The organism is Kitasatospora sp. NPDC023176 (assembly GCF_055560495.1).
In genome coordinates, this window is the sequence record NZ_JBVHIP010000001.1 from 230,871 (window position 1) to 246,994 (window position 16,124).

The 16,124-nt window shown below is 75.6% G+C and carries 16 protein-coding genes; 3 read left to right on the top strand and 13 right to left on the bottom strand.

Annotated elements, in window-relative coordinates; all coding sequences use genetic code 11:
* Positions 1 to 12 precede the first annotated feature (12 nt).
* Positions 13 to 315 carry a hypothetical protein gene (locus ACZ3YL_RS01355; RefSeq protein WP_188305897.1) on the top strand — a complete coding sequence of 101 codons (303 nt, stop codon included), beginning with the start codon at positions 13 to 15 and terminating at the stop codon, positions 313 to 315.
* 66 nt (positions 316 to 381) lie between these two features.
* Here ACZ3YL_RS01355 and ACZ3YL_RS01360 read toward each other — a convergent pair whose 3' ends face one another.
* The 13 genes from ACZ3YL_RS01360 to ACZ3YL_RS01420 all read right to left on the bottom strand — a co-directional run bounded on the left by ACZ3YL_RS01360 (position 382) and on the right by ACZ3YL_RS01420 (position 14,589).
* A complete protein-coding gene (locus ACZ3YL_RS01360; protein WP_465654607.1) occupies positions 382 to 4,287 on the bottom strand; it encodes a LysM peptidoglycan-binding domain-containing protein in 3,906 nt (1,301 codons plus the stop codon).
* Between the two features lie 92 nt (positions 4,288 to 4,379).
* Positions 4,380 to 4,844, bottom strand: a complete 465-nt coding sequence (locus ACZ3YL_RS01365; RefSeq protein WP_188305899.1) for a TadE/TadG family type IV pilus assembly protein — start codon at positions 4,842 to 4,844, stop codon at positions 4,380 to 4,382.
* Between the two features lie 167 nt (positions 4,845 to 5,011).
* Positions 5,012 to 5,536: a TadE/TadG family type IV pilus assembly protein gene (locus ACZ3YL_RS01370; protein WP_188305900.1), complete on the bottom strand. Its 525-nt coding sequence runs from the start codon at positions 5,534 to 5,536 to the stop codon at positions 5,012 to 5,014.
* Complete coding sequence (locus tag ACZ3YL_RS01375) at positions 5,533 to 5,907, bottom strand: TadE/TadG family type IV pilus assembly protein (RefSeq protein WP_188305901.1); 375 nt, start codon at positions 5,905 to 5,907, stop codon at positions 5,533 to 5,535. The genes ACZ3YL_RS01370 and ACZ3YL_RS01375 overlap by 4 nt, the downstream gene beginning before the upstream one ends.
* 44 nt (positions 5,908 to 5,951) lie before the next feature.
* The gene (locus tag ACZ3YL_RS01380) at positions 5,952 to 6,239 is read right to left on the bottom strand and encodes a hypothetical protein (RefSeq protein ID WP_188305902.1); all 288 of its coding nucleotides are present in this window, start codon (positions 6,237 to 6,239) and stop codon (positions 5,952 to 5,954) included.
* 49 nt (positions 6,240 to 6,288) lie between these two features.
* The gene (locus ACZ3YL_RS01385) at positions 6,289 to 7,167 is read right to left on the bottom strand and encodes a hypothetical protein (protein WP_188305903.1); all 879 of its coding nucleotides are present in this window, start codon (positions 7,165 to 7,167) and stop codon (positions 6,289 to 6,291) included.
* On the bottom strand, positions 7,164 to 8,138 hold the full coding sequence (locus ACZ3YL_RS01390) for a type II secretion system F family protein (RefSeq protein ID WP_188305904.1): 975 nt from the start codon (positions 8,136 to 8,138) through the stop codon (positions 7,164 to 7,166). Before ACZ3YL_RS01390 ends, ACZ3YL_RS01385 begins: the two co-directional genes overlap by 4 nt.
* The gene (locus tag ACZ3YL_RS01395) at positions 8,138 to 9,775 is read right to left on the bottom strand and encodes a CpaF family protein (RefSeq protein WP_465654611.1); all 1,638 of its coding nucleotides are present in this window, start codon (positions 9,773 to 9,775) and stop codon (positions 8,138 to 8,140) included. Before ACZ3YL_RS01395 ends, ACZ3YL_RS01390 begins: the two co-directional genes overlap by 1 nt.
* Positions 9,765 to 11,099 carry a hypothetical protein gene (locus ACZ3YL_RS01400; protein ID WP_465654613.1) on the bottom strand — a complete coding sequence of 445 codons (1,335 nt, stop codon included), beginning with the start codon at positions 11,097 to 11,099 and terminating at the stop codon, positions 9,765 to 9,767. Before ACZ3YL_RS01400 ends, ACZ3YL_RS01395 begins: the two co-directional genes overlap by 11 nt.
* A complete protein-coding gene (locus ACZ3YL_RS01405; RefSeq protein ID WP_465654615.1) occupies positions 11,099 to 11,968 on the bottom strand; it encodes an SAF domain-containing protein in 870 nt (289 codons plus the stop codon). Before ACZ3YL_RS01405 ends, ACZ3YL_RS01400 begins: the two co-directional genes overlap by 1 nt.
* 64 nt (positions 11,969 to 12,032) lie before the next feature.
* The gene (locus tag ACZ3YL_RS01410) at positions 12,033 to 12,965 is read right to left on the bottom strand and encodes a hypothetical protein (RefSeq protein WP_465654617.1); all 933 of its coding nucleotides are present in this window, start codon (positions 12,963 to 12,965) and stop codon (positions 12,033 to 12,035) included.
* Positions 12,959 to 13,522, bottom strand: a complete 564-nt coding sequence (locus ACZ3YL_RS01415; protein ID WP_188304896.1) for a hypothetical protein — start codon at positions 13,520 to 13,522, stop codon at positions 12,959 to 12,961. Before ACZ3YL_RS01415 ends, ACZ3YL_RS01410 begins: the two co-directional genes overlap by 7 nt.
* A 197-nt stretch (positions 13,523 to 13,719) precedes the next feature.
* Positions 13,720 to 14,589: a hypothetical protein gene (locus ACZ3YL_RS01420; RefSeq protein ID WP_188304895.1), complete on the bottom strand. Its 870-nt coding sequence runs from the start codon at positions 14,587 to 14,589 to the stop codon at positions 13,720 to 13,722.
* Between the two features lie 149 nt (positions 14,590 to 14,738).
* On the opposite strand from ACZ3YL_RS01420, the gene ACZ3YL_RS01425 reads away from it, so the two are divergent.
* Entirely contained in the window at positions 14,739 to 15,212 is a 474-nt protein-coding gene (locus ACZ3YL_RS01425) for a pyridoxamine 5'-phosphate oxidase family protein (RefSeq protein WP_188304894.1), read from the top strand.
* 118 nt (positions 15,213 to 15,330) lie between these two features.
* Positions 15,331 to 15,783 carry a MaoC family dehydratase gene (locus tag ACZ3YL_RS01430; protein WP_188304893.1) on the top strand — a complete coding sequence of 151 codons (453 nt, stop codon included), beginning with the start codon at positions 15,331 to 15,333 and terminating at the stop codon, positions 15,781 to 15,783.
* The last annotated feature ends 341 nt before the right edge of the window (positions 15,784 to 16,124 follow it).

Here is a 16,124-nt window from a genome sequence, read left to right on the forward strand (position 1 = left end):
CACTCCCCCGCCATGGAGTACGAGGCTGGGCCACCGACCCGCTGGCACCTGACCCTGCGGGACGGGGCCGTGCTCGAACTGTGGGCGGACGGATACGGCATCGAGGACGGGGCGTACGAGTTCAGCGTGCTCGTCCGGGCGACGGAGGAGGAGCAGGGCGGCGCCGAGGTGGTCGCGCGGACCCCTGCCGACCCCGGGCGGGTCATGGTGGCCGTGGCCAGGCTGGCGACGGCATCCGTGCAGGACGTCCACACCGCCTCCGCACCCGCGCGCGACGGCGCCTGCGTCTGCCGCCCCTTCTCCTGGGAGCAGTGACGCCCGCCCGGTCACCCCTGCCGGATCCGGACGGATCAGGGGTGACCGGGCGGGCGACGGGGCGTTTCAGGACCCGGCGAGCAGGTCGCGCAGCAGGGCGACGGTGTCGGCGTCCAGGTCCCGGCCGGTGCGGCGGCTCAGCGCATCGAGGCGGTTGACGGCGCGCAGCAGCTGGTCCCGCGCGCCGGCCGAGGCGTAGGCGTAGAAGAGGTCCCGGTGCAGGAGTTCGACGTCCGGGGCGACGGCGAGGCCGCGGAAGACGGCCGCCTCGGCGCTGCGGTGGTCGCCGTACTGGAGGCGGCGGGCGGCCAGTTCGTGGGCGGTGTCGACGATCGCGGCGATCATGTCCTGGCGCTCGGCCTCGGCCCAGCCGTAGGAGGCGGGCGGGGCCTCGGCGAACGGGGCGCCGCGGACCAGGGCCAGGGCGTGGGCGAGGGCGGCGTCCGCGGTGGCGCTGGTACTGCGCATGCCGCGCCGGTAGAGGCCGCGGAACTCGTCCCAGTCGCAGGTGACGGTCGGGGCGAAGGAGTAGCCCTCGACGGTGTCGGTGGGCAGGTAGGCGCGGCCGTCGGGCGTGGTGCCGAACCAGGCCGCCAGGTCGGCGAGTTTGGCCGGGAGCGGGCTCCCCGCGTCGGACGCGGTGGGGTGCGGGTCGAGGTGGGCGGCGCCCGGGTGGAGGTCGTGGTCGAGCGCGTGGTGGTCGGCACCGGGCCGCAGGGCGAGGTAGACGGCGAGTTCGGTGAGCCGGGGCAGCGCGCCGGGTTCGACGGCGCCCGGGGTGCCGGCCACGTCGACCGGGCCGAGCAGCCGGATCCGGGGGGCGGTGCGCGGGGTGTGGGCCTCCGGGGAGCGGAGGATGGCGAGCAGGTCGTCGCTGTCGCTGCGCCCGGGGGTGGTCCGGGCGACCGGCGCGGTGGCGGCCGGGCCGGGTTCGACCGTCGCCTCCTGATCGTCACCGGCCGGGCCGGTCGGGCCGGTCGGGCCGTACGGGCCGGGGGCGGGTTCCGGGCGGCCCGGGACGCGCGGATCGACGCCGGTGGGCGCGGGCGCGCTCTGGTGCGTCGGCGCGGGCTCGCCCGGCGCCGCGGGCACTGCCGGTACTGCCGGTACCGCAGGCGCCGCGGACGTCTGCGGGGCCACGGGCTGGACGGGCTGGACGGGGAGCACCACCACCGATGCCTCCGCCGGTGCCGCGTCGGCGTCCCCGACCGCCTCTTGCGCCTCCGCCTCAGGGTTCACCTCCGCCTCCGCCTCCGTCTCCGGCTCCGGCGACTCGGCGGGGGCACCCGGCAGCCGCAGGTCGCGGGTGGCCTCGTCGGCGGGCTGCTCCGTCCCGGTGGCCGCCTGCCGCCCCTGCCCGTTGACGGCGAACCGCGCCGACCCGGCCGGCACCGGAACGGGCACGGACACAGGAACGGGCGCGGGCGTCACCGGGTCGGTGCCCGCGAACGGGCTGGCGCCGGTCCCGATGACCCGGGTCAGCAACCGGGGCCCGGCGGCCGGCTCGGTGTCCTCCTCGGCCGTCCCGCCCGGGGCGCCGACGGCGGCCAGCACCGGTACGGCGAGCGGCAGTTCGGTGGTGTCGGTGTCCTCGTCCGGGTCCGGGTCGAGGCCGGGACCGTCCAGCGTCCAGGCGGGCGCCGGGTGCTGGGTGGCGTCGTCGGCGGCCCGGAGCAGCTCGGCGACCTGGTCGTACTGGTGGTCGTCCAGCCGCTGGAGCTCGACGGTCAGGTGCAGGCCGGGGACGGCGGCCTGGCCGGTGGTCGGCAGGGTCCAGCGGGCCACCGGTCCGGTGCCGCGCTCGGGGGCGCGGGTGACGACGGCGACGCAGGTGCGCGGGCGGGCGTCCAGCAGGCGGCCGAGTTCGGCGGGGGTGTCCCCGCCGGGCTGCTGGGCGCAGAGGATGATCTCGGGCACCCAGGACTCGTCCGCCTGGCCCCGGCTGCGGGCCTCGCGCGGGCTGGCGGCCTCGGCCGCGACCAGGGTGGCGCGGGCCTTGGCGGTGCGCGGGCCGAGGGCGGCGAGCGCGGCTTCCAGGGTGGGGTGGCGGTGGACCCGTTCGGCGGCCGGTCCGCTGATCGGCACCTCCTCGGCGAGGTCCACCAGGTGCAGGTGGAGCCGGTCGGCCAGCGGGCTGTGGGCGAGTTCGATGGCGAGGGTGCGCAGCACGGCGCGGGCGTCGTCGGGGTGCCCGGACAGGTGGAGCAGCCGGACGGCCTCCAGGTCGGCGAGGACCACCGAGCCGTCCGGCGAGGTGCCGAGGGTGACCAGCGCGGGGTAGGGCGCGGCGGTCTTGCGGGCCTGGGCGGGGCTCAGCAGGTCGCCGGACTCCTCGCTGCACCACCAGACGTTGGCGGCGTGCGCGGCGCGGAACGGAGCGATCGGGGTGGCCGGGCCGGACAGGTGCAGTTCGATGGTGTGGTCGGTGGTGATCCGGGCCGCGACGATCGCGGGCAGCCGCTTGCCGCCGCGCAGGGTGTTGCGGGCCAGGGTGCGCAGGGCGCGGTCCAGCAGTTCCAGGCCGGCCTGGTCCTGGCGGACCATCAGCTCGTTCTCGAAGGCGGCGGCCTCGGCGTCGGGCATCGCGATCCGGTGTCCGGGGCGGCGGCCGCGCAGCTGGGTGCCGCGTTTGTAGGCGACGGTGCCGACCATGACGGCGGCGAGCAGGACGCCCACGGTCGAGGCGGCGAGGGCGACGCTGTAGTCGTCGCTGGGCGCCGGGGCGGCGTGCGCGGCGGGGGCGGGCGCGGGGGTGTGGGCGGGAGTGTGGGCGGGCGCCGGGGCAGCCTGGGACGGCGCGGCCTGCGAGGGCGAAGGCGCCGGGGCCTGGGTGGCCGGGGTCTGCTCGGGCGTGGTCGAAGGCGTGGTCGAAGGAGCGGGCGTGGCCGAAGGAGCGGGCACGGGCGTCGACGCGGGCGGCTGCTCGACCGGTGTGGCCGGTGCGGCCGCTCCGGGCACGGTGAGCACCATCCCCGGCTCCAGCACGTCCGGATCGGTCAGCCGCTCCCCGTCCGGCGCCTGCGCGCCCTTGTTCGCGTCGAACAGCTTCGGCCAGGCCTCGGCGTCCCCCAACTCCCGCTGGGCGATGGCCGACAGGCTGTCCCCGGCCTGGACGGTCACCGTCTTCGGCCCGCCCGCCGCCGGCTCCGTCCCGGCCTGCGGCACCTGCGCCGGAGCCGGGGTCTGTGCGGGGGCGGGGGCGGGCGCCGGGGCCTGCGTGGGTGCCTGGGCCCCGTCCGGCTTGGCGTCGGCCGGCATCAGCAGTTCCCAGCCGGGCTGGATCGGCCGCTCGGCGTCGAAGCGGATGCCGGAATCGCCCATCGCCCGGCCCTCGTTGAGCTTGGCGATCTCCACCCAGCGTTCTCCGGAGCCCAGTTGGCGTTCCGCGATGGACCACAGGCTGTCCGCCGGCCGGCTGTCCCGCACGGTGTAGGTGGGGTGCTGGTCCGCCGCCGGTGCGAGGGCGGGTGCGGGCTGGGCGGCGGGCAGCGCGGCCCGCTGCACGCCCGGGGTCAACTGCGCCTGGGCGGCGGGGCTGTGGGTCAGTTCGGGCACCGCCGCGAAGGCCGAGCCGGCCACCGGCAGCAGCGCGAGCACCGAGCCGACCAGTCCGGCCGCGAGCCGCTGGCTCCAGCCGAAGGCCGGGATCCGGCGGGCGATCCGGCCGCGCAGCTGGGCCGGAATCTCCAGCAGGACGGAGAGCGCGAAGCACGCCCAGGCCAGCCAGCCGACCACCACCAGCAGCCAGAGGAACAGCCGCCCGTCGTCCGGACTGGTGAGCGCCTCGCCCACCCCGCCGGACGCGACCTCGCCCATCGAGGCGACCGCCTGGGTGCCGTACAGCAGCAGGGCGGGGACGCCGAACAGCAGCGCGAGCAGGGTGACCAGCGCGGCGAGCGCGGTGATCAGCGCGCCGCCGCGGCCGCGTCCGGCCCGGCGCCCGCTCCGGGCGTGCCCCCTCACGGTTCGCATCCCGTCCTTCCCGGTTCCGCCCGGGCCGGTTCCGGGCCCACCGGTACGGGCCTGGGCGGTACGGGCCTTGTCCTTGGCACGTGGCGCGGCCATCAGTCGGTCTCCGCTTTCTCGACTCCGTGGACGAGGGTCGCACTGCCCCTGCCCGTTACCTTCCGCTCCCCGAGGGCGCCCAGCAGGACCGGCCGGTAGTCGGCCTGCACGGTGACGGTGACGACCTTGCCGTCATCGGAGAACGTGATGTGGTCGACCTGCAACCCGTACCGTTCGAGGTAGATCTCGGCGGCCCGCCGGACGTAGTCCTGCTGGACCTTGAAGCCCTTCCCCTGCAGCACGGCCGCCTGGTCGAGTTGCTGTCCGCCGACCCGCGCGGCCTCCTGGGCGTAGGCGTCGGTGCGTTCGGCGACCCGCAGTCGGCCGCCCGCGTCGATCACCAGCGCGATGACGAGCACCAGGTAGGCCGCGCAGATCGCCACGAAGAGGGCGACCGCGCCCCGGTCGGACCGGCGCCCGGCCGAGCGGGGGCCGCGGGCCCGTAGCCGGCTCAGCACTCGCATCCCCTCCCCCCGATCCGCACGATGTCTCCCCACCGGCTCCCCACCGGGCGCCCCTCGGTGTCGTTGCGTCATCCCCCGAGCGCTCTCCGCTTGCGTCTCCCCCGCGCGGGCCGTCCCCAATCCCCCTGCCGCGCCCGTTGCGGCGCGCGCACCGCCGGTTACCGCCGTCATGTGCCGCGGTAGCGGTCCATCACGGAGGTGAACGTCCCCTTGAGGTGGGTGGTCACGGGCAGTCCGGACGGTCCGCCGAGCAGGTCGGCGAGTTCGACGTCGCAGAACACGGTGACCGTCACGGTCGCCACCTGGCCGCCCGGCAGGTCCATCGTGCCGGTGTCGACCTGGACCCGCGAGGTGCGGCAGGCCACGCCCTGCTGGTCCAGCGTCGCGAGGGCGGAGTCCGCGGCCGGCTTGTCCACTCCGGCGACGCTGCGCTGAAGCGAGCCGGTCCGGGCCCCGGCGCGGGCCGCGGCCTCCACGGTGCCGGCCGCGGTCTGCACCCGTCCGGCGGCGATCGCCACCAGCACCAGGCCGACCACGCCCGGAACGACGATCGCCGCCTCGATCGCGATCCCGCCCCGGTCCGACCGGCGCGGCCACCGCAGCCACCGCGCCCGCGCGGTGCCGCGGGCCCGTCCCCAGCCCCATCCCCGGCCCTGGCCCGCGGCCTCAGCCTCGGCGTCGGCCCGCCTCACGGCGTCACCGCCGGCGCGATGAAGCGCTCGCGCGGCGCCTCCGCGAACTGGCGGATGCTGGGCCCGGTGAGCCCGGGTATCAGCAGCGGGGGCGTCAGCTCCACCGTGACCTTGATCGTCTCGGCGGTGCTGCCGTCCGTCCCCACCTGGTACGTCCGGACGCCCTGCCGGTCCAGGAAGTCCCGGGCCTGCCGCTTGGCGGCCTCGTTCTTCGCCTGCTCCGTCGTGTCGCCCTGCGCCCGGCCGGCGTCCACGCCCTCGCGGGCGGCGGTGAGCGCGACCTGCCGGTCGTACCAGATCAGCGCGGCCTGGACGACGAGGAGCAGGAGCAGCAGGACGACCGGGAAGACGATGGCCAGGCTGATGGTCATCGACCCCCGGTCGCCGCGGCGGCGTAGCAGGCGAAGCAGGGCGGTCACTTGGTGGCGCCGCCCGCGGCTCCGCCGGGCAGGTTCGGGTCCTGCTCGACCTTGGTGACCACCTTGTCCTTCAGCAGGTACAGCGCGGTCGCGACGGCGCCCGCGACGAACACCAACGCGATGATGGCGAGGGCGAGTTCGATGCTGATGGCGCCGCGGTCGCCGCGGGCCCGGGCGGCGCGCAGCCGGCCCAGCCGCAGGGTGAACAGCAGCAGCGCGAACTGCACCGGCAGCAGGACGGGCCGCAGCACCCGGCCTGCCAGCCGGACGAGTCGTGGGGTCATCGGGGTCTCCAGGTGGTGTGGTGTGGTGTCAGCTGCTCGGTGGTGCACGTCAGTTGAGCATTTGGTGGAGCGCCGGGAAGACGATCAGGACGGTCATCAGCAGGGTCAGCGCCGCGCCGGGTGCGACCATCCGCTCGCTGTCGGCGTTGGCGCGGGCGAGGTCTTCGGCGAGCAGTTCGCCGCGCAGGCCCTTGGAGCGGGCCCGCAGGGTGTCGTACACGGCGGCGCCGTCGGTGCCGGACAGCCGCATGATGTCGGCCACGTCCTGGAGCGGGCTGAGACCCAACTCCTCGGCCAGCGCGTCGAGTCCGGCCCAGGGCGGGAGCCGGTCGGTGGCGGCGCGCTCCAGGGCGTCGCGGATCCGCCGGAACACCGCGCCCTGCCCGACCGAGGCGGCCCGGCGCAGCGCCTCGGCGGGGCCGCAGTCGGCGGCCCGTTCCAGGGCGACGAGTTCCAGGTAGGCGGCGATGCCGTGCAGGTACTCGGTACGGGCCTCCTTGGCCTCGCCGCGCACCACGCCGTCCGGGACGAACCAGAGCAGCCCGGCCAGCAGCGGCCCGGCGACCAGCGGCAGGGCGAACGGCAGGCCGACGTCCATCAGTACGGCCATCGCGCCCAGGTAGGCGGGCAGCACCAGGCCGAGCGCGGCGAACAGCAGCTTGTGCACCATGAACCGGGCCGGGGTGCGGCCGATCAGGGCGAGTTCGCGGCGCGGGATCGTCACCCCGCGCAGGGTGAGCGAGCGTTCGCCGATCCGGTCGTACCAGCGCGGCCGCTCGTCCGGGTCCTGTTCGCGGTCCGCCGGGGCGCGGTGCAGCCGGTCCAGCGCCTGGCCGAGGTCCGGTGGTGCGGGCCGCAGTTCGGCGATCAGCAGGGCGAGGCCGCCGGCCGCGACGGCGCCGGCCAGCACGGACCAGGGGGAGATCACCGGACCTCCCCGACCTGCTCGGCCGGCTCCGGCTCGGACCCGTGGGCCGGGGTGGAGCCGAGCCTGCGCCCGCCCTTGCTGCGCCGGTCCGGGGTGAGCAGGCGGGGCACCGGCGGGTGCGAGGCCAGGGCCCGCATCCAGGCGATGATCGCGACGAACAGGGCGGCGACCACGGCGAGCACCAGCTGGCCGAGGACGGTCCCGTACGGGCGGGTGTACTCGGCGTTGAAGGAGCCGACGGTGACGACCAGCACGATGATGCCGACCAGCCAGCGGATGGTGGTGCGGTGCTTGGCCCGGTCGGCCTCGATGACGCGGCGCTGGCGGACCTCCTCGCGCACCGAGTCGGCCATGTCGGAGAGCGTCCGGGCCAGGCCCGGGCCGCTGTCCCCGGAGCGGAGCACCAGGGCCGCGAGCACCTTGTCCGCGGTGGCGTCGGCGAGGCTGTCGGCGAAGGCGTGCAGGGCCTCCTCGGGCCGCCAGCGGGCCTGAAGCCGGGCGGCGAGTTCGCCGATCTCGTCCTCCAGCGCGGCGGGGGCGGTGCGGCGGCTGGTGACGATGGCCTGGTTGAGGCCGACGCCGAGCAGCAGCACGTCGGCGATCCGCTGGGTCCACTCGGAGAGCGCCTCCAGCCGCTCGATCCGTTGGGTGTCCGGGCGGGTGGTGTCGAACAGCCAGGGCAGGCCGAAGACGGCCAGCGGCACCAGCAGCGCGGTCAGCGGGATGCCGGTGAACAGCCAGGCCAGCGGCCCGCCGACGAGCGCCAGCGGCAGCTGGATCCGGCGCAGCCGCACCATCCGCAGCGAGGCGCTGCCGGGGGCGCCGTACCAGAGGACGTGGGCGCGGCCGGCCAGCGGGTTGTCCCGGCGGGCGGGTCCGTCCTCGGCGGCGGGTTCGCTGCCGCGGGCCCAGGCCACCAGGGCGACCAGGCCGCCGGCGACCGCCAGCCCGCACAGGGCGAAGAGCAGCATCACCGCGCGCCACCGCCGATCCGCAGCTGCAGCGGGGCGGCCCAGCTCCCGTACCGGGAGCCGAGCAGGGAGGCGTCGAAGCCTGCCCGGCGCAGGTCGTCCAGGCACTGCGGCGGGGTGTGCGGCACGGCGCGCGGCTCGCCGAGGTCCGGCCGGGGGCCGAAGACGGTGTTCAGCGCGGGCCGGCCGCTCTCGCCGAGGCCGGTGACCTCCAGGACGTGGGAGACGAAACGGTGACGGCGGCCGCCGACGGCGGTCTCGTCGACCATGGCGACGTGCACGATGAGGTCCAGGGCGTTGGCGGTGAGCCGGTAGGCGAGCGCGTCGGTCATGTGCGAGCCGTACTCCAGGCAGAGTTCGGCGATCCGGTCGACCACCATGTGCGGGCCGCGGGCGTGCAGGGTGCACATCGAGCCGCCCTCGCCGTTGGTCATGACCCGCAGCATCGGGACGACCTCGCCGGAGCGGACCTCGCCGACGATGATCCGGGAGAGTGTCATCCGCAGCGCGGCCGGGATCAGGTCGCCGATCGTCAACTCCCCGGCCAGGCGTCCTTCGACGCGCTCACCGTTGCCCTCCCGGGCCTCCATCGGGACGACCTGGCGCAGGTGGCCGAGGGTGTGCAGCCAGAGCTCGAACTCCGACTCCAGGGTGCCGATCCGCTCGTCCGGCGGGATCTCCGCGGCCATCGCGCGCAGCAGGCTGGTCTTGCCGACGCCCTGGGTGCCGGTGATCATCACGTTCTTCCGGGCCCGGATCGCGGCGGCCAGGAAGGCGGCCAGGCTGGAGTCCAGGGTGCCGAGTTCGACCATCTCGGGCAGCGTCGCCGAGGCCACCCGGTGGCGCCGGATCGCCACGTACGGGCGGGGCGTCACCTCGGTGAGCGCCTGAAGGCGCATGCCGCCCTCCAGGCGCAGGGCGAGAGTCGGGCTGGCGGTGGACAGGCTGCGCTCGCCGCCGCCGTGCTGACGGGCCAAGTCCTGGAGCAGTTCGACGAGTTCGTCGTCACTGTCGGCCACCGGCGGGACCTGCCGCAGCGGCTGGTGCACCTTGGAGACCCAGACGTCGTCACAGCCGTTGACCAGGATGTTCTCGATCTCCGGGTCGTCCAGGTAGGGCTGGAGCCGGCCGGCCCGGAACAGCAGGTCGAAGACGGCCTCGGCGAGGGCGCGGTCCTGCTCCCGGGTGGGCGGGATGCCGTGGGTCTGGGCGTAGGCGTCGGACCAGCGGGCGACCGCCTCCTCGATCAGCGCCCGGCCGCGCTGGCGGCGGGTGGCGCGGTCCGGCTCGGCACCGGAGCCGGCGGTCAACCGGGTGATCTGCTGGTGCAGTTCGGCCGCGACCTGGCGCTTGAGCTCGCGCGCGACCTGCGGGTCCACGGCCGGCCGGGTGGCGGCGCCGCGCACGTCCAGCGAGGGCAGCTGGGAGGGCACGGCGGTGGGGCCGGCGGCGGCCGGGGCGACGGGCCCCGGCGCGACGGACTGTGGCACCGACTGCGGTACGACCGGGCCGGGCTGGTACGCCTGCGACGGCGGCTGTGGCTGCGGCTGCGGCTGCCCGGCGGCCGGTACGGGCGCGGCCCACGGCAGGGCGGCCGGGTCGGCCGTCGGGCGCTGGTGCAGGGGGCTACCGCGCACGGAGCACCTCCCCGGGGTTGAACGGGTACTGGTCGTCTTCTTGACGGTCCGTCACCGTCGGTTGCTGGAGCTGGTACTGACCGTCCTCGGTCACCGGACCGGTCATCCGGCCGGACATCTGGCCGGAGGCGTGACCGGTCGCCTGGACGTGTGCCGGGAACGGCGCGGGGGCGGCGGGCTGTGGTGCCAGTCCGGCGAGCGGGGCGACGGGGCCGGTGGTGATCACCGGCGGGACGTACGAGGGCGACTCGCCCTCCACCGGGGCCTGGGCCGACTGCCCGTAGCCGGGCTGCGGGTAACCGGGTTGCGGGTAGCCGGGCTGCGGGTAGAACGGCTGCCCCTGGGACTGCTCCCCGGAGCCCTGATCCCCGGAGGCCGGCCGCCCGTGGACGCCCTGCCCGTACGGGGCCGGTGTGGGCACCTGCGGCACGGGCGGCACCGGAGCTGCGGGCCCGACCGGCACCGGTCCGACCGGCGCGACGGGCACCGGCCCGACCGGCACCGCCGCGACGGCCCCGGCCGCGGCCCCCGCGCCGGGCGCGAGCCGCTGCCGCCGGCGACGGACCAGCAACTGCACCTCGTCCGCCGCCGAGCGCGCCGTGCGCATCAGCTCCGAGCGGATGAACCGCCGATCGGTGGTGTCCCCGCCGTCGGAGAGCACCCGCGCGGTGCGGGGGGCGTGCGGCAGCACCCCGAGCAGCGGCAGACCGAACTCGCGTGACACCTCCGCGCCCGAGTACGGCCCTTCCGCGACCAGCAGCAGTCCGAGCGCGTCCGTCCCGGTGCCGGCGGCGGCGAGGTCCTCGCCGAGCGCGGCGAGCCGGGGGCGGGCGGCGCTGAGCCCGCGCAGGGTGCTGCGGACCGTCACCGCCACCACGTCGGCGCGCCGGGCGAGCACCGCGCTGGTCCCGGTGGCGCCGGAGCGGCCGAGGTCGACGATGACGTCGTAGCCCTGCTGCTCGATGCCGTGCAGCAGTTCGGCGAGCGGCTCCCAGGTGTAGGCGAGGCCGGACGCCTGGGCGGGGTCGGTGAGGCCGGGCAGCAGCAGCCGCTCGGCGTTGCCCTCGGGCGAGAGGTCGATCAGCTGCTCCCAGATGGTCTGGGCGAGCAGTCCCCGCCGGTCGGCGACGGCCAGGTTGCGCAGCCCGTACACCGCCTCGACCCGGCCTTCCAGGGCTCCGGCGAGCACCGCGCCGCCGTCCGGGTCAGCCTCGACCAGGACGATCCGGCGGCCGGGCTGGAGCGGCCAGGCGAGCAGCAATGCCAGGGCGGTGGTGGTCGCCCCGGGCGCGCCCGGGCCGCCGACCAGCGCGATCACCGCCATCAGGCGCCACCCGTTCCGGCCGGGGCCGATGGCGCGCCGGCCGCGCCGGAGGGCGCCCCGCTGGGTGCTGCACCGGCGGGCGCCGTCCCGGTGGGCGCCGCACCGGTGGGCGCCGCACCGGTGGGCGCCGTCCCGGCGGGGGCCGTCGAGGACCCGCCCGGGGTGACGGCCCGCGGCGCGAGCAGCACCTGGATCCGCCCGCCGGCCACCCATTGGGCCAGCCGGGGCCCGTCCGCCGCGCCGACCGCCACATCGATCACCTGGCTGCCGTCGGTGTCCACCCGGCCGACGGTGATGACCGTCGCGGCCAGCGAGTCGGGCCGGCCGTTGTCGGGGGTGTTGACCACGACGATCTGCACCCCGGGCTGGAGCCGGCTGGCGGGCAGCTGGGTACGCCGGGCCGAGACGCCGACGACGATCTGGCCGGGCTGCACCGTCAGGCCCTGGGCGAGGTCCGCCCCGGTCAGCATGGCGCCGCGCTTGAGGTCGGTGGCGGCCCGCATGCCGACCGCCTTGGCCCGGTCCTGAGCGGAGACCGGGTGCAGCGCCGGGTCGCCGGCGATCCGGGCGACCGCCAGGTCGTCCTCGGTGATCACCTGCCCCCAGGGCACGTCTCGGGCCAGTGCCAGCACCGCGACCCGCTGGCCGGTGCTGTTGTAGAGGGCGGCGCCGCCCAGCCCGCCGGCCGCGATCAGCGCGACGGCCATCGCCAGCACCGCGGGGCGGCGGCGCCGGGCCCGCATGGTCCGGCCCGGGGTGTGCGGCGTCGCACGGCCCCGGCCCTGCTCCTGCTGCTCCGGCACCGCCACGGACACCGCGGCGCCCGCCGGTGTGCCGGACCCCGGCGTCGCGAATGTACGGTTCTCCACCGGGTTCCGCCCTTCCTCGTACGCTTTCCGGATCGTCAGTGGCCGAACGGCCTGCGTGGCGCGGTCAGTTGAGGACCTGCACCTCGGCGACCTTGACCGTGAACGGTTCGCTGTCCTGTTGCATGGGAGGGATCGAGTACTTCTCCGGGTTCGGCCCGGTGACGACCACGTCGGCCACCCAGTGGGTCGATACCGTGGCACTGAAGACGCCGCCCCGGGTGGTGCCCGAGCCGACCTTGAACAGGTAGCCGCAGTCCGGGGATGCGGAGCCCTGGTACTTGGGGTCGTACGGCGTCCCGGCGGTCGCGCAGTCCTTGGTGCCGCCGGCGCCGAAGTCCCAGGTGGTGCCGGTCAGTCGGGCCGTGACGGTGACGGTCACCCCGCCGGACGCGGCGTACCCGGGCTTGGGCGGCGTCACGTTGTCCGCCCAGAGCCAGACCGGCGCGTTGACCACCGCCGTCCCGCCGGGCGCGACCCGGCCCACCGGCACCGGGAGGTGGACCTTGTCCCTCGCCTCCCGCTTGAGCTCCGCCACGCTCTTCACCCGCTGCCCGGTGGGCACGAACACGAACTGGGCGCCGTCCTGGCCCCCGCCCGTCTGCGGGCAGACCTTCGAGTAGATCGAGCCGTCGGTGGGCTTGTTGGTGCCCCAGGCCGAGTCGCTCGCCGGGGGCTGCTCGTCCAACTCGCGGTAGTAGCAGCCCTCGCCGCTGTCGAACGAGCCCCACTGGGGGTCGTAGCACGCCCACTGCACGCCGTGGTAGCCGCACAGGTCCGAGCCGCCGTCCGACGACCCTCCGCCACCGCCCCCCGGATTCCCGGTGGCGGTCGTTCCACCGGAATTGGCGTGGGCGCAGATCACGTTCGGGAAACACTGTTCGGCCCCGCCGCTCGGGGGTTCGTCCGCCGTCGCCGTCACCGCCGAGGACAGCAGCAACCCGGCCGTCAACGACGCGACGGCCGCGAATCGTCCGGCCGGTTTCCGCGCGTTCAGCATGTCCGGTCCACCTCCCGTGTGAACTCGTAGATCAGCCAATGTGCTTGGAACCTGCGCAGCGAAGCCGTCGCGACATACCGGTCCAGCCGCCCACCCGGATCCTTCGCCGCCCGGGTGACGGGATCGACCCGGCGCCAGCCCGAGAGATCGACACAGTCCTCGATCACGGCGGTCTGCGGATCGGCTTTCAGATCAATCGCCTTCACCACCGCGGAATTGCGCGGCGCTCCGGTCATCACCACTTTGGCGTCGTGGAGTTGGTGGAGGCCGACCAGGGCGTCCGAAAGCGCCCGCCCGGAGGAGTACTGCTCCAGTGCCGATCCGTCCGAATCCGTACGCCCGTACGCCTCGGCCTGGGCCCGCCACCAGTCCTGATATGCGCTCAGGGCCAGCCGCCCCATCGCCCCTTCCGGGCCGTCGGTCGGCGCGATCGTGGCGTTTGCCGAACCACCCGAAGGAGTTAACGGGTTCACTCCCGCGACCGTGGGCGCGGGCGACCCGAGACGATCGACGGAACCACCGGCGCCACCGCTCGCACAAGCGCCGAGCAGTAACACCAGTACCGCCCCGCCAGTCCCAACCGCCCCAGGGCGCAACACATTTCCGCGCTGTCGCATCGCCCCACCTCGTCGCGACCGAGCCGATCCGTGATCCACGGCCGCCAGGAGAATTCCGAAGTCCCGCCGGTGTTTCCGCTGGGGATCGATTCTTCGCCAACCCACCCCATCACGGCAACACCTCAGGCCCCCTGACCTTACGCGGAGGGCGGTTCCGTCGGGGCACTTTCCCGCCACAGAACGGCCAACAGTTCCTCGGAAAGCGACAATCCGGCCAATGCGCCCCGAACTGCGGCCCGATTGCGCATCAACAGGCGCCCGCCCTGCGGCGGAACGAGCAGGCGCACGCCCGGCGCACCCGAACTACCGGACGGATCGCCCCCGTCGAGCAGGCCGGCCACGGCAGGCTGGAGGTCCACCGGGGCGACGGCCGCGGGGGCACCCGGGACGCCCTGCCGCAGGACGGTGGTGAGCGCCCGGCTGAACGAGCCCTCCTCGCCCGGCAGTACGGTGTCCCGGCCGCGTCTGCCCGGGGCGTACCGGCTGCCCGCGGCGTAGCGGCCGATCCGGCCCCAGAGCGGGACCCTGGAATAGCTGAGCAGCTCGCCCGCGGTGTCCTCGCCGGCCCGCTCCAGCGCCGTCCAGGTGTCCCGGTCGGCCACCGCGTCGACCAGCAGCAGCGCCTCCTCCTGGTCGCCGTGCACCATCGCGCTGACCACCCAGTCCCAGGCCAGGCCGCGCCGGTAGGCGTTGTCGGGGGTACTGCCGGGGGTGACCAGGGCGAGCCGGCGCCCGCGCGGGTCGGCCACCAACTGGCCGACCAGGCACACCACCAGCCAGCGGCCGGGGTGCTGGGCGGCGTCCCGGACGGCGGTGAGCATCGCGTTGGCGTCCGCGTCCGGCGCCACCGCGCTCACCCGGCAGCCCGCGGCGCCGGTGTCGAAGCACATCCCGGGCAGCACCTCGGCCAGCAGCCGGGCGCCCGCCGGAGCGTGCGCCGAACCGCCGTAGGCCCGGTCGGGCCCGCCGTCCGCCCCGATCACCACCAGATCGACCCCGCCGGCCATCCGTCCGCCCCCTCCTGCGCCCGCCCCTCCACCGATCCCGACGCCGGGCAGGCTACCGCTCCGGGCGGGCGCCGACGGGGCTCCCGGCCCCTCCGCTCAGGGACCATGGGCCCTATCGACGCACCCGTCGACCGAGGACGATCGGACGCATGGAGCGTGAGGACCGTGCGGAGACCCTGAGCGAGGCCGAGTGCCTGCGGCTGCTCAGCACCGTGCCCGTCGGGCGCGTGGTGTACACCGAGCACGCGCTGCCCGCCGTCCTGCCGGTCTCCTTCGAGGTCCTGGACGGGCGGCTGGTGCTTGCTGTACGCCGGGGAAGTGCCACCGCGCGCGGGCTTGACGGCACGGTGGTGGCCTTCCAGGCGGACCTGCTGGACCCGGTCACCCGCACCGGGTGGAGCGTGCTGGTGCACGGGCGGGCCGACGCGGTCAGCGAGCCCGAGCAGGTGCGGCGGGCGCTGCGCTCCGGACTGCGGCCGTGGGTGGGCGACCCGGAGCCGCTGTTCATCGCGCTGGTGCCGGAGCTGGTCAGCGGCCGGCGGCTGTTCCCTGACGGGCAGGGCCCGGCCGGCCGGGGCGCGCCGGGGCCGGGCCCGCTCGGGCGGCCGCTGCCGCGGCCCTGAGCCCGCGCGTCGCAGTCCGGTGATTTCGCACTCCGGTCCTGACAGGTACCGGCGGGTAGGCATACGCTTCCGGCGTCCTGACCCCTCCCCGGGGCCCGTCCCCCTCCAGGAGCGCACCGTGACGACCTTCGCCTCCCTCGCCGAGCTGACCGCCGCCGTCGGCACCGAACTGGGCACCAGCGAGTGGCACACCATCGACCAGCGGACCATCGACCTCTTCGCCGAGGCCACCGGAGACCACCAGTGGATCCACGTGGACCCGGAGCGCGCCAAGGAGAGCCGGTTCGGCTCGACCATCGCGCACGGCTACCTGACCCAGTCGATGATCCCGGTGCTGGCCAAGGAGTGCTACGGCGTCGAGGGCGTGCGGATGGCGCTCAACTACGGCTCGGACAAGGTCCGCTTCCCGGCCCCGGTACCGGTGGGCACGGCGATCCGGGCCACCGCCGAGCTCCTCTCCGCCACCGAGGTGCCGGGCGGGGTCCAGGCGGTGGTGCGGTTCACCATCACCAGCGAGCAGAGCGCCAAGCCGCACTGCGTCGCGGAGGCGATCACCCGCTTCTACGCGTAGCGGCGCGCCCGGGACGGGTGCGCGGGGCGGCGGGCGGGATATGGCGGGGCGGGGCGGCGGGCGGTCCACCAGGCGCCGGGTACGCCGATTGGACCGTGCCGGGCCCTCCACCGAGTCCGAACGGCCCACGGCGAGTAACGTCCGACGAGATGGTTGTCGTACCCCAGTGGCCTCATCCGCCCCGGGGTACGCGCCCCGGCCAGCCCGGTAGCCGTGACCGTCCCTGGAGGAGCCGTGCCCCGCCCCGTCTCGTGGTTCTCCCGTATCGCCGGTCTGACCGCACAGTTCGCCCCACCGCCCGCCGGACCTGCCGGAACTGCCGGAACTGCCGAACCCGCCGG